Consider the following 12,692-nt stretch of genomic DNA (forward strand, 5'->3'; position numbering starts at 1 on the left):
AGAATGCCGCGCCAGTCGCGGGAGGCTTGATCGTCGCAACGAGCGAGGTGCACTCCCTCTCCCGCTTGCGGGAGAGGGTTGGGGAGAGGGTGTTTCCGCAATGGGACAATCCCCAAGAGGAGAAAGCCCTCACCCGGCGCTTCGCGCCGACCTCTCCCGCAAGCGGGAGAGGTGAACCACCCGCGGCAACCCGTCACCCTAAAGCCATCGGGCTCAGCAGCGCCCGCGCTGGAGGCAGTGCTCGCGGCCCGGCTGATCGGTGCGGAAGGACTCGATGAAGCCGCCCTGACGCTGGGTGACGAAGACGGTCTTGCCGTCGCTGCCGCCGAAGGCGAGATTGGTCGGCTCCTTGGCCTTCAGCGCGATCTCCCGCTCGACCGCGCCGTTCGGCTTCATCAGCGCGATCGTGCCCTTGAGGATGCGCGCGACGTAGAGGCGGCCGGCAACGTCGGTGCGCAGCCCGTCGACGGTGTCGGGCTGAAACGCCTTGACGAGTTTTGCAGCCGTCAGCTCGTTGCCGTTGATCGCATAGGACCAGATCTGGCCGCTGCTGGATTCGCCGACATAGAGCGTCTTGCCGTCGGGGCTGAGATCGATGCCGTTGGTGGTGCCCATCGCGCGCGGCGCCGACATGATCTGTCCCTGCACCGTGCCGTCGGCGGCTTTCGCGATCCGCCAGATATGGCCTTCCCGGCCCTTCCAGTTCGGATCGCTCGCATAGATCGTGCCCTCGCGGGCGATCGTGATGTCGTTGGGCTGGTTCATCTCGTCGGAGTGAAACCAGAGGGACGGCTCGGTCGTCCCCTTCGCAATCGCGAAGATGTTGTGCTTCTTGTAGTCGGCGATGAACATGGTGCCGCTGCGGTCGAAGCGGATGGCGTTGCCGACACTGCCATCGGGCAGCGCCGTGAACGGCTCCGACGCCGTCCCGCCGGCGGGCAGCCGGCCGATGGTGCCGGGCTTGCCGAGATTGACCACGAACAAATTGCCGTCGAGGTCAGCCGCGGGGCCTTCGATGCCGAAGGTATATTCGCCGGGAGGCGTCACCTGCGCGCTCTCGAACAGCTTCGTTTCCGCATGTGCGGACGCAGTCGCGATGACGATGAGGACGCTACTGCACAGGCACCAGAAATTCCTGCCGGATGTAATAGCCATCGCCGTCGGTGCACTCGCCATTCAGATAGGGATCGGCCGGCCGGAAGAATCGGCTGAAGCCGGGTTTGTCTACAGCGCTCCTTTGTGTCACGACAACGACCTTCGCAGCCGGTATTTCGCCGCATTCCTTGCTGGTTTTGCCAAAGAACTTGCGCTGCGGCGGACCCGGCTTGATCCGCATCCGCGTGCCCGGGACCATTGTCGCGACGAGCAGATCCGCCGTGTCCAGCAGGCGTTTGTAGCCGGGCTCGGTCTTCGACAGGCTCTCGCCGCCCGGCGGCATCAGCTTCTCCGCGCCGAGACCGCGCAGCCGCGTGCGCAGCTTGCCGGCGTCGGGATCGCCGGGATAGATCCAGCCGTCCTGCGAAAGCATGAAGCGGAGCACCGCCACGTCCTTCTCCGTCTCCGATTGGCCGCCCTTCAAACCGAAATCGGAATGGCAGCCGGCGCAATGCGTCTCGACAAGGCCCTTGCGCAGCGTGGTCAGCCGGGCGCTGTTGTGCGCGTCCCTGGCGACGAAGGCCGCGAGCTGGTCGATCATCGCCTGGCTGCGCATGTCGCACGGCAGCGGTGGCGGCGAATCACCCGCGGCACGGTCGATGCGGATCACGGTCTGGTTCTTGTCCTCGACCAGCCAGATCGCGCCATCTTCCGCGACCGTCATGCCGACCGGTGCCCCTTGCGGCCGCGCGCCGTTGACGCGGTGCCAGCCTGCGATCAGTTCGTCGAACGGCGCGGCGGCGACCTCGCCGGCGTCGGTCTGAAAGCTGCGCACCGGATCGGCCGCGCAGCTGACGCGGTAACGCACCGGCGCGGGGGAAGGCTTGGGGAAGCCGCGATCGTCGACGTCGTAGACGAGGACGCGGCTTCCGGTCGGACGATAACCGTGGAGGCCGACCAGCAGCCTGCCCTCCAGCTCCGGAAATCTGCTGCCGTGATAATAGAGCATCGCGAGCGGCGCGCCGTGCGGCGGCATCAGCGAGAGCGGCGGCTTGTAGAGGGCGTTGGCCGTGCAGAGGGACTTGTAGATCCCGCCTTGCAGCACGTTCCTGAATTCCGAGCTCGGTGTCGACAAATCGTAGCAATAGGGCCAGCCATAATGCCTGCCCTGCTCGATCGCGTTGATCTCCTCGTTCGGTTTGAAAATATCCGGCAAGTCGCGCCCGTTCTCGCCCTGCAGGAAGGCGTAGCCGGCATCGGGAAAATTCGGATGCAGCGCCAGCGCCATCGAGTTGCGCAAGCCCCGCGCATAGACGGTGTGCGGCGGATCGGCATCGCCAGGCTTCAGCGCCGGGAAGACGCCATCCGCAGGCGGCGTGAACAGCCAGATCGCGGCCATCGCGGAAGCGCCCTCGGCCGCCGCGCAAAGCTTTGTGATCGGCGCCGGCGTGATGCAGTCGTCGCTGTGCGAGCCGACATTGACGAATAGCCGCCCTTTCCTGTCGAAGACGAATTGCTTGAGCGGATGCGCGCTCTCCTCGAGCCGTGTGCCGTCGGGCAGCGTGATCCGGCGGCCCGGCATATGACGGATGATGGTCTCGACCGTGCCGCCTGGATTGTCGGCGAGCGGATCGAACCGGAAGACGGTCTCGGCGGTCGAGGCGTAGAGCTTCCTGTCCGGACCGATCGCCAGACCGAACGGATATTCGATTCCCGCCAGAAGCTCCCTGAACCGCCCGCCCTGGGCCGCGCGCGGATCGAGCAGCAGCAGCCGTCCGTCGGTGTGGCCCCAGCCACCCATGTCGGCGACCACGAACAGCTCGCGGCCCGGCACCTGCACGATCGCACGCGGAAACTTGAGGCGATCCTCTTCGCTGGCGACGAGCCCGGCGCAAAATCCGGCCTTCATGTCGATCTGGATCCTGGGAAAAGCGAGATCGCCATTGCCGCAGGTTTCCGCGCCGACCGCATAGCCGCTGCGGCGAAGCGGCTCCGATGACGCCGCCGAGGCGATCCCAAGCAGGGCCGCCAACACCCCCGCACACGCGCCCAGGCTTCGGCGTTCACGCCTGGATGTGAAGTAGCTCACGGCGTCTCCCCCGACTTCCCGCGAAAAAGGTGTTCCACGCCGTCCGAACGCCGTCCAGTCGAACATCACTCGCCTGTGATTAAACCTGTAACGACCTTTGAGCCGACCAATATCCGTAGATTCCCTTACCGGGCTCGACCCGAATGTTTCGCGAAGGCTTCGGGTGGTATCGATTTGCCATCCAAGTTGCTCCGCCAGGAGGCGCATATGGTCCAGGTCTATTTTCACTGCTCCAACACCGAGGGCACGCTGATCGACCGCTACGGCACCGCCGTCTCCAATCTCACGGAGGCGCGCGATCGTGCTTCCCAGATCATGAATTCGATGATCCAGACGCCCGGCGCTGAAGACTGGCGCGATTGGGTGATCCACGTCAGCGGCTCCGACGGCGAGGATCTGTTCGACCTTCCCTTCACCGCCATGCTCGGCAAGCCGCATTGAGGTGATGTCATGTTGCTCGCTTCACTGAGCCTCCTCCGCCAGCCCATGAACTTCGTCGCCGCCAAATGGCAGACGCTGGTCAGGGTCGCCGGCGACCCCTACCGCCCCGAGTTGCACTACATGCGCGGGCCGGGTCCCAAATGGCGTGCCAAGTACCAAGCCAGCCGGCTGAACCGCTCGCTCTGAGCGCACCGCTTTCCTGCTAACACTCTCTCGATCGTCATGCCCGGGCTCGTCCCGGGCATCCACGTTTTTGGCCGCCACCTCACTTCCCGGCAAACCTCGCCTTGCGTTTCTCCACAAAGGCATTGCGCCCCTCGATCGCGTCCGCGGTCTTGCGGACCACGGCCTGGAGCTCGATCTCGCGGCGGAACTGCGCCTCGTAAGTGGCGTGCTCGCTCTCCTCGACCAGCAGGCGCGTTGCCACCAAAGCGCGCGTCGGGCCCTCCGCCAGCCGCCTCGCCAGGGCAAGCGCCTCGTCCATCAGCTTCGTATCGTCGACGACCTGCCGCACCAGGCCGATCTCCTCCGCGCGTTCGGCCGTCAGCGGCTCGTTCAGCAGCATCAGCTCGAGCGCACGCTGCCGGCCGATCAGCCGTGGCAGCAGCCAGGTCGAGCCGAGATCCGGCACCAGCGCAATGCGGCTGAACACCTGGATGAAGCTCGCCGACCGCGCTGCCACGATCATGTCGCCGGCCATCGCCAGGCTGAAGCCGCCGCCGGCCGCGACGCCGTTGACGGCGACCACGACGGGCACGCGGCATTCGCGCAGCGCCTTGAAGGCGGGCCAGTAGAGGCGCATGACGCCGGCAGCGATATCCTCACCCAGCGCTTCCGACGCCTTCAAATTCTGTCCTGAGCAAAAACCGCGCCCCGCGCCAGTGAGGATCAGGGCTCGAATACCCTCGTCCTGGGTCATCTCGCCGATGGCGGCGGCGAGCGCGCCGAGCAGGTCCGGCGTCATCGCGTTCAGGCTTGCCGGCTCGTCCAGCGTCAGGATTCCGACCGCGCCATCCCGCACCTGTTTCACACCAGCCATGTCGCGTCTCCCTTTGGATTTTCTCGTTGGCGGCAATGTGCCATCCTTCGCACGTCCCGCCAATGCCGAGCTGCCGCGCCAGCACAGCCGGCGCCAAAACAACAGAGATCAAGACGACGTCATGCCTCATCAGTTCAGCCTCAACCAAACCGTCCGCAAACCCGCCGTCACATCCAAGGGCGGCATCGTCGCCTCGCAGTCGCGGCGGGCGGCCGAAGTGGGCGCGCAGGTGCTGGCGGCGGGCGGCGACTGCGTGGATGCGATCGTGGCGACGACCATGGCGCTGAATGTGCTGGAGCCCTGGAATAGCGGCATCGGCGGCGGCGGTGCGATGGTCCTCTACCGCGCCAAGGAAAATCGCTTTGAGGTGATCGACTACGGCATGTCTGCGCCGCAGAGCCTGCGCACTGCCGACTATCCGCTCAGTGGCGAAGGCGCCGCTTCCGATCTCTTCCCCTGGCCGCGGGTGAAGGACGATCGCAACATCCACGGCCCCGGTTCGATCGCCGTGCCCGGCGTCGTCGCCGGGATGGAAGAGGCGCATCGCCGCTACGCCAAGATGCCGTGGAAGGATCTGGTCGCGCCGGCAGCCAGGCTCGCCGGCGAAGGCCTGCTGGTCGATTGGTGGACCACGGTGACGATCTCGGGCTCCGCCGCCGATCTCAGACGCTATCCCGCCAGCGCGGCCGCGTTCCTGAAGGATGGGCTGCCACCGAGCGCGCCATGGGGCATCAAGGCCAAGACGCGACTGCCGCAGGACACGCTGAAGGCGACGTTGTCGCATCTCGCCGAGGCCGGACCGCGCGATTTCTACCAGGGCGATCTCGCCAGAAGCATCGCCTCCGACATCAAGGCCGATGGCGGTTCGCTGTCGGTCGAGGACCTCGCCGCCTTCCGCGCGCATCTGCGCGAGCCGCTGGCGATCCCGTATCGCGGCGGCAAGGTGTATGCGACGCCTGAGCTCACGGCCGGGCCCACCATGGCGCACGCGCTGCGCCTGTTGCAGCAGAGCCTGACGCCGGGAAGCGCGCCGGACGCGGCCGCCTACGTCGAATATGCACTCGCTCTGCAGGCGGCCTTCCGCGAGCGGCTCAAGGACATGGGCGATGCCGACGGCAAACGCTCGCTCGGTGCCGAATATCTGGCGCCCGCCTGCACCACGCATTTCTCCGTGGTCGACCGACACGGCAACATCGCCGCGGTGACGCAGACGCTGCTCTCGTCCTTTGGCTCGAGATATGTGACGCCGCACACCGGCATCGCCATGAACAACGGCATCATGTGGTTCGATCCGACGCCGGGGACCACCAATTCGCTCGCGCCCGGCAAGCGCTGCCTCTGCAACTATACGCCCGTGATCGCCGAGACCCAGGACGGCAAGCGGCTCGCGGTCGGCGCCTCCGGCGGCCGCCGCATCCTGCCGTCGGTGATGCAGCTCGTCTCCTTCGCGATGGATTTCGGCATGGACCTCGATGCCGCCATCCACCAGCCGCGCATCGATGCCAGCGAGGGCGCGGTGGTGATCGGCGATGCTCGTTTGCCGGAGGACGTGCGCAAAACGCTGGCCGCGCGCTTCGACTATGAAGAGACCCGCGTGCAGACCTTGCCGCAAAAATTCGCCTGCCCGAGCGTGGTGATGCGCGAGGGCGACACGAATTCCGGCGCGGTCGAGATCTTCCAGCCCTGGGCTGACGCCGTGGCCGAAGGCTGAGTGCAAGGATCGATTGGAGATTATTCCATCGCGCGTTGAACTCTCGCACGATGACGTATCTGCGCGAGCGTCATGACGCCTCCACATTCGCAGGGAACTTACCCACCCACCGTTCGTTCATTGAACGGACAAGTGCGCTCGCCCCAGTGGAGGACATGATGAAGAAACTTGCGCTCGCCGCGTCGCTGATCCTTGCAGCCGGCCTCACATTCACCAGTCCTGCCCTGGCCAAGGGCGGGCATGGAGGCGGACATGGGCATGGTCATGGTCATGGCCATTCGATGGGCCATCATCACCATGGCTCACCGCCCGGATGGTCGCGCGGACGCAAGGTCGGCTGGCGCGGTCACGGGTGCCCGCCCGGTCTGTGGAAACAAGGCCGCTGCTGAAGTCGGATATCTGCCAATGATGCAAGGCGTCGCTCCTGACCGGGCGGCGCTTTCTTCACATGCCGAGCCGGTCCCGTATGCGGCCCGCGATCACGGCGGTCGTCACACCCACCGGCCAGAACGCGTGCATCGGGATCGGCTTGATGCCCGTGATGGGCATGTCGATCTCGGCCTTGGCGCCGCCGATCAGGCGGCGGGCAAGCTGCGCGCCCATTGCAGTCGCGAGCGCGACGCCGCGGCCATTGCAGCCGAGCGAGATCAGGATGCCTTCGGCAGGCTCATGCACATGGGGATAGTGATCCCCGGTGATGGCGAGACGGCTATTCCAACCATGCGTCCAGGCAACACCCCTGAGCTGCGGCCATAGCCGCTCGGCATACCGCATGAGATAGGCGACGTCGTGCGGCGACTTGATCCAGCGCATCGGGCCGCGGCCGCCCATCAAGAGGCGGTTGTGCTGATCGATGCGGTAATAGACGGTGATGTGGCCGCTCTCGTAGAGCACGGGACGCGTCGGCATGATCGAGCGGGCCACGGCATCGGAAAGCGGTGCCGTGGCCGCGATCGAGGAGAACACCGGCACGATGGTGCGGCGGAGCGCCGGCCAGAGATCGTCCGTGAACCCGTTGGTGGCGAGCAGAACCTTGTCGGCATGAACCACTGCCCGCGGCGTCTCGATGCGCCAGCCTCTGCCGTCGCGGCGCAGTGACAGCGCCGGCGTCTCGCCATGCACCTTCGCGCCCGCCGAGATCGCCGCACGCGCGAGACCGCGGGCGTAGCTGAGGGGATGCAGATCGCCGCCGCGCGCATCCAGCATGGCGCCGATGTAGCGGTCGGTGCCGGTCATCTCGCGCAACTGCTCGCGGTTCAGATACGTCACCGGCATGTCGCGGCGGATGCATTGCTTCGCCGTTGTCTCGATCGCCACCGCGCTGGCCTCGTTGTAGGCCGCGCGCAGCGTGCCGTTCTGCCGCGCCTCGCAGGGGATCTGGTAACGGCGGATCAGATCATGCGTGAAGTTCGTGGTGCCGTAGGCGAACGCGATCATGCGGCGGCCGAGGTCCGCGCCGAAATCGGCCTCGATCTGATCGGGATCGTGCTTCAAGCCGGGATTGGTGTGGCCGCCATTGTTGCCGGACGCGCCCCAGCCCGGCTCCTGGGCCTCCAGCACCAGCGCCTCGACACCCTGCTCCGCCAGATGCAACGCGGTGGACAGGCCGGTGTATCCACCGCCAATGATCGCGACCGAAGCATTCTTGTCCGTATCGAGCGGCGGCGTGGCGACCGGTGCGACAGCGGTGTCGGAATAGAGCGAGGGCGGCAGAGGCAGGCGCGCAGACATGGCAAAGACCGGTCAGAGCGGATGCAGCACACGCCGCAAGAAGTCCTGCGTGCGCGGATGCTGGGGTTGGTTGAGCAGCGCCTTGGCCGGCCCCTGCTCGACGATGACACCGCCGTCGATGAACAGCACGCGGTCGGCGACGTCGCGGGCAAAGCCCATCTCGTGGGTGACGACGACCATGGTCATGCCGTCGTCGGCGAGCTTACGCATGACGCCGAGGACATCGCCGACCAGTTCAGGATCGAGCGCCGAGGTCGGCTCGTCGAACAGGATCGCCTTGGGCTGCATGGCAAGCGCCCGCGCGATCGCGACGCGCTGCTGCTGCCCGCCGGAGAGTTGCGGCGGATGCGCATCGGCCTTCTCGGCAAGCCCGACCTGGGCGAGCAGCGCGCGGCCGCGCTCGAGCGCCTGCGCGCGCGATTCCTTCTTCACATAGAGCGGCCCTTCGATGACGTTCTCGAGCGCGGTCCGGTGCGGAAACAAATTGAAGCGCTGGAACACCATCGAGACCCGGGTGCGGATGTTCACGATCGACGGCGCGTCGCGATCGACCCTCAGGCCCTCGACGCTGATCTCGCCGCGGTCGTAGCTCTCCAGCCCGTTGATGCAGCGCAGGATGGTGGACTTGCCGGAGCCGGAGGGACCGACGATGCAGACCACCTCGCCCTTCTCGACAGTCGCCGTGATGCCCTTGAGCACCTCGTTCTCGCCAAAGCTCTTGTGAACGTCCTTCAGCTCGATCATCGCTTGCCGGCCCGCTTCTCGAAGTGACGGACCAGCAGGATCAGCGGAATGCTCATGGTGAGATACATCAGCGCCACCAGCGTGAACACGCTGGTGTTCTTGAAGGTCGAGGACGCGATCAGCTTGCCCTGAAGTGCGAGCTCGGCGACCGTGATGGTCGAGGCCTGCGAGGAATCCTTCAGCATCATGATCATGACGTTGCCGTAGGGCGGCAGCACGATGCGCACGGCTTGCGGCAGAATCACGCGGCGCATCGTCAGCCACCAGCCCATGCCGATGGACTGCGCCGCCTCGATCTGCCCCTTGTCGATCGCCTCGATGCCGGCGCGAAAATTCTCGGCCTGATAGGCCGAATAGGCGATGCCGAGCCCGAGGATCGCGGCCTGCAAGGCGGACAGCGTGACGCCGAGATCGGGCATCACGAAGTAGAGGTAGAACAACAGCACGATGATCGGGATGCCGCGGATCACGTTGATCAAGCTGGCGCTGATCATCGACAGCGCCTTGATGCCGGAGACCCGCATCATCGCCCAGATCAGGCCGAGCACCGTCGAGAGCAGCAGCGAGCCGATGGTGACGACGATCGTCAGCACGACGCCGCTCATCAGGATCGGGAAGAACTCGGCGGCGTCGTGCCAGAAACCTTTCATCGGGCAGCCTAGTCTCTACCGATCAGCCCTGAGCCTTGAGGCCCCATTTATCGAGGATCTTGTCGATGGTGCCGTTGGCCTTGAGCTTCGCCAGCGACGCGTTGATCTTGCCGAGCAGCGCGGCCTCGCCCTTGCGCACGCCGATGCCGACCGAGCCGACGGTGACGGGCTTGTAGCCGTCGACCAGGCGCACCTCGGGGAAGCCGCCCTGCTTCAGGTTGTAAGCGAGGATCGGATAATCGGCGTAGCCGGCCTTGAGGCGGCCGGTGTTCACGTCGCGCAGGATGTCCGGAATGGTGTCATAGGCTTTCACGTCCGCGAACAGGCCGGACTTCTTCAGCGCGTCGACGAAGGCGGTGCCGACCTGGGCGCCGACCGTCTCGCCCTTCAGATCGTCCTGCGTGGCATAGGCCTTGGTGTCGCTCTTCGGCACCACGAGGCCTTCGCCGTAGGTGTAGATCGGATCGGAGAAGTCGACGACCTCCTTGCGCGGCGCGGTGATGAACATCGCGGCGGCAATGATGTCGATCTTGCTCGAGGTCAGCGACGGGATCAGCGCCGAGAACTGCATCGGCTCGATCTGCACGTTGAAGCCGGCATCCTTGCCCACTTCAGTGACGAGATCGACCATGATGCCCTGGATGGTGTTGGTCTTGGTGTCGAGGAAGGTGAAGGGAATGCCTGTCGGGGTCGAGCCGACCTTCAGCACCTGCTGCGCCGAAGCGGGCGTCACGGCCGCCAGTGCGAGCGCCGCGATCGCGGTCAGACCAAAACGCTTCATCGCATCCTCCTTTGGGTCTGGCCGATGGCGGCGCTCGCGGGTGTTGCGAGCCGAGCCGTTTCGGCCTATTTTCACCAATATGAAAATTTGGTCACACTTTCGCGGATGATGCAAGTGGTTTTCATGCACATGAAGGAAGCGGTTTGACGTGAGCGGTGGCAAAAGAATGCGCAAACCGGCGGCAACCAAGCCGGCGAAGCGGGCGAAGGCAAAGCCCGTCACCAAGCCGGCGGAGCCCGCAATGGATGTGGCGGTCGGCCGCCGCATCCGGGATCTCCGGCGCGTCAGGCAGTTCTCGCTGGAAACGGTCGCAGCGCGCACCGAGCTGTCGATCGGCTTCCTCAGCCAGATCGAGCGCGGCCTGTCGTCACCATCGCTGCGCGTGCTGGCCACGCTCGCCGACGTGCTCGGCGTCGGCATCGCCGCACTGTTCGGCGCAAGCCCAAGCGCCGACGGCACCTCCGATCAGGTGGTGACGCGCGCCCTGCAGCGGCCGGAGCTGAAGCTCTGGCGCACCGGCGTGTCGAAGCAACTGCTGAGCCCGGCCAGCGCCGACAACAAGCTCAATCTGTTCCTGGTGCATCTGGAGCCCGGCGGCTCCACCGGCGACGAGCTCTACACCCATGACGGCGAAGAGGCCGGCCTCGTGCTCGAAGGCGAGATGATGCTGACGGTGGACAGTGAGACATGGTCGCTGAAAACCGGCGACAGCTTTCGCTTTGCGAGCCGTCGGCCGCACCGGTTTTCCAATCCGGCGCAGGATGCGAAGGCTGTGGTGCTGTGGGTGAACTGCGTGACGGGGGCGGGATAAGCCTCCTTCCCCGCCTGCGCCAGCACGATCTCAATCCCGTCATCCTGAGGTGCGAGGCTTGCGATGCGATCGCATCGCAAGGGGAGCCTCGAAGGATGCAGGGCCCCGATGCAGCCGGCCGTCGCCCTTCGAGGGCCGCTGAAGAAGCGGCCACCTCAGGGTGACGGCGATGGATAGAGGGCGCGATGCCTCCACGCCGTCATTGCGAGGAGCCTTTGCGACGAAGCAATCCAGACTGTCTCCGCGGAAAGATTCTGGATTGCTTCGCTACGCTCGCAATGACTGACGGTTAGGGTCTTACCCGAACCGATGATTGTACCGGTCCACCGTCAGCGCACTCACATCGATGTCCGGCTTCTTGCCCGACAGCATATCCGCGAGCACGCGCCCGGAGCCGCAGGACATGGTCCAGCCGAGCGTGCCGTGGCCGGTGTTGAGGTGGAGATTGGCGTATTGCGTCGGGCCGATCACGGGCGGGCCGTCCGGCGTCATCGGACGCAGGCCGCTCCAGAACGTCGCCTTGGCGAGATCGCCGCCGCGCGGGAACAGATCGGTCAGCGAATGATCCAGCGTGGCACGGCGTGCGTCGTAGAGCTTGTCAGAATAGCCGGAGATTTCGGCGGTGCCGCCGACGCGGATGCGATTGCCGAGCCGCGTGATCGCGACCTTGTAGCTCTCGTCCATCACGGTCGATTCCGGCGCGCCCGAGGCGTCCTTGATCGGCACCGTGATCGAATAACCCTTCACCGGATAGACCGGCAGCGAGATGCCGAGCGGCGCGGCGAGCCGCGACGACCAGCTTCCGAGCGCGAGGACGTAAGCGTCGGCCTGCAACATGCCGGCACTGGTCACGACGCCGCTGACCCGCGCGCCGTCGGTGACGATGCGGTCGATGCCGGTGTTGAACAGGAAGCGCACGCCGAGCGCTTCGGCATGCCTGGCCAGTGCCTGCGTGAACATGTGGCAGTCGCCGGTCTCGTCCTGCGGCAGGCGAAGCCCGCCGACGAACTTTTCCTTCACGCCTGATAGCGCCGGCTCGACCGCGATGCAGCCCTCGCGGCTGAGCACCTCGAACGGCACGCCATATTGCTTGAGCACGGCGATGTCCTCAGCCGTGCCGTCGAGCTGGGCCTGGTAGCGGAACAGCTGCAGCGTGCCCTGCGAGCGCTCGTCATACTGGATGCCGATGTCGCGGCGCAGATCGCGCAGGGAATCGCGGCTGTATTCCGCGATCGGGATCATCCGGCTCTTGTTGACCGCGTAACGCGCGCTGGTGCAGTTGCGCAGCATCTTGAGCAGCCAGACCCACATCACGGGATCGAGCTTCGGCCGGACCACAAGCGGGCCGTGCCTCATCAGCAGCCACTTGACCGCCTTCACCGGCACGCCGGGACCGGCCCACGGCGAGGAATAGCCTGGCGAGACTTCGCCGGCATTGGCGAAGGAGGTCTCAAGCGCCGGCTCGGGCTGGCGGTCGACGACCGTCACCTCGTGGCCGGCACGGGCGAGGTAGTAGGCAGAGGTGACGCCGATGACACCGCTGCCGAGGATCAGAACTTTCACGCTTGGTCAAACTCCCGCGGCATCACGCTCGCCGCTG

At 65.8% G+C, this 12,692-nt stretch carries 13 protein-coding genes; 5 read left to right on the forward strand and 8 right to left on the reverse strand.

Features of this window, described 5'->3' with window-relative positions; all coding sequences use genetic code 11:
• Positions 1-213 precede the first annotated feature (213 nt).
• Together AABA86_RS21550 and AABA86_RS21555 are read right to left on the reverse strand one after the other, a co-directional pair.
• Positions 214-1,155: an SMP-30/gluconolactonase/LRE family protein gene (locus tag AABA86_RS21550; RefSeq protein WP_338308356.1), complete on the reverse strand. Its 942-nt coding sequence runs from the start codon at positions 1,153-1,155 to the stop codon at positions 214-216.
• Positions 1,112-3,130 carry a PQQ-dependent sugar dehydrogenase gene (locus AABA86_RS21555; RefSeq protein ID WP_445083477.1) on the reverse strand — a complete coding sequence of 673 codons (2,019 nt, stop codon included), beginning with the start codon at positions 3,128-3,130 and terminating at the stop codon, positions 1,112-1,114. Before AABA86_RS21555 ends, AABA86_RS21550 begins: the two co-directional genes overlap by 44 nt.
• 261 nt (positions 3,131-3,391) lie before the next feature.
• Here AABA86_RS21555 and AABA86_RS21560 point away from each other — a divergent pair, with 261 nt between their 5' ends.
• Positions 3,392-3,625, forward strand: coding sequence for a DUF6894 family protein (locus tag AABA86_RS21560; RefSeq protein WP_212251053.1), 234 nt, complete (start codon positions 3,392-3,394; stop codon positions 3,623-3,625).
• Between the two features lie 9 nt (positions 3,626-3,634).
• Positions 3,635-3,811: a hypothetical protein gene (locus AABA86_RS21565; protein ID WP_212251051.1), complete on the forward strand. Its 177-nt coding sequence runs from the start codon at positions 3,635-3,637 to the stop codon at positions 3,809-3,811.
• Positions 3,812-3,890: 79 nt separating this feature from the next.
• Here AABA86_RS21565 and AABA86_RS21570 read toward each other — a convergent pair whose 3' ends face one another.
• Positions 3,891-4,664: an enoyl-CoA hydratase-related protein gene (locus tag AABA86_RS21570; RefSeq protein WP_338308360.1), complete on the reverse strand. Its 774-nt coding sequence runs from the start codon at positions 4,662-4,664 to the stop codon at positions 3,891-3,893.
• 121 nt (positions 4,665-4,785) lie between these two features.
• Here AABA86_RS21570 and AABA86_RS21575 point away from each other — a divergent pair, with 121 nt between their 5' ends.
• Together AABA86_RS21575 and AABA86_RS21580 are read left to right on the forward strand one after the other, a co-directional pair.
• On the forward strand, positions 4,786-6,375 hold the full coding sequence (locus AABA86_RS21575; protein ID WP_212251047.1) for a gamma-glutamyltransferase family protein: 1,590 nt from the start codon (positions 4,786-4,788) through the stop codon (positions 6,373-6,375).
• Between the two features lie 50 nt (positions 6,376-6,425).
• Positions 6,426-6,764, forward strand: a complete 339-nt coding sequence (locus AABA86_RS21580; RefSeq protein WP_338308363.1) for a hypothetical protein — start codon at positions 6,426-6,428, stop codon at positions 6,762-6,764.
• A gap of 55 nt (positions 6,765-6,819) precedes the next feature.
• Here AABA86_RS21580 and AABA86_RS21585 read toward each other — a convergent pair whose 3' ends face one another.
• From AABA86_RS21585 to AABA86_RS21600, 4 genes are read right to left on the reverse strand one after another with little or no spacing between them, the layout of a single operon-like run.
• Positions 6,820-8,106, reverse strand: a complete 1,287-nt coding sequence (locus tag AABA86_RS21585) for an NAD(P)/FAD-dependent oxidoreductase (protein WP_338308364.1) — start codon at positions 8,104-8,106, stop codon at positions 6,820-6,822.
• A gap of 12 nt (positions 8,107-8,118) precedes the next feature.
• On the reverse strand, positions 8,119-8,850 hold the full coding sequence (locus tag AABA86_RS21590; protein WP_338308365.1) for an amino acid ABC transporter ATP-binding protein: 732 nt from the start codon (positions 8,848-8,850) through the stop codon (positions 8,119-8,121).
• The gene (locus AABA86_RS21595) at positions 8,847-9,500 is read right to left on the reverse strand and encodes an amino acid ABC transporter permease (protein WP_212251041.1); all 654 of its coding nucleotides are present in this window, start codon (positions 9,498-9,500) and stop codon (positions 8,847-8,849) included. Before AABA86_RS21595 ends, AABA86_RS21590 begins: the two co-directional genes overlap by 4 nt.
• Before the next feature lie 22 nt (positions 9,501-9,522).
• Positions 9,523-10,281, reverse strand: a complete 759-nt coding sequence (locus tag AABA86_RS21600) for an ABC transporter substrate-binding protein (protein WP_338308366.1) — start codon at positions 10,279-10,281, stop codon at positions 9,523-9,525.
• A 166-nt stretch (positions 10,282-10,447) separates the two neighbouring features.
• On the opposite strand from AABA86_RS21600, the gene AABA86_RS21605 reads away from it, so the two are divergent.
• A complete protein-coding gene (locus tag AABA86_RS21605) occupies positions 10,448-11,092 on the forward strand; it encodes a helix-turn-helix domain-containing protein (RefSeq protein ID WP_212251039.1) in 645 nt (214 codons plus the stop codon).
• A gap of 297 nt (positions 11,093-11,389) precedes the next feature.
• Here AABA86_RS21605 and AABA86_RS21610 read toward each other — a convergent pair whose 3' ends face one another.
• The gene (locus AABA86_RS21610; RefSeq protein WP_338308367.1) at positions 11,390-12,655 is read right to left on the reverse strand and encodes a D-amino acid dehydrogenase; all 1,266 of its coding nucleotides are present in this window, start codon (positions 12,653-12,655) and stop codon (positions 11,390-11,392) included.
• Positions 12,656-12,692 lie beyond the last annotated feature (37 nt).

Origin of the sequence: Bradyrhizobium sp. TM233, assembly GCF_036247965.1 — a bacterium.
GTDB lineage: Bacteria > Pseudomonadota > Alphaproteobacteria > Rhizobiales > Xanthobacteraceae > Bradyrhizobium > Bradyrhizobium ottawaense.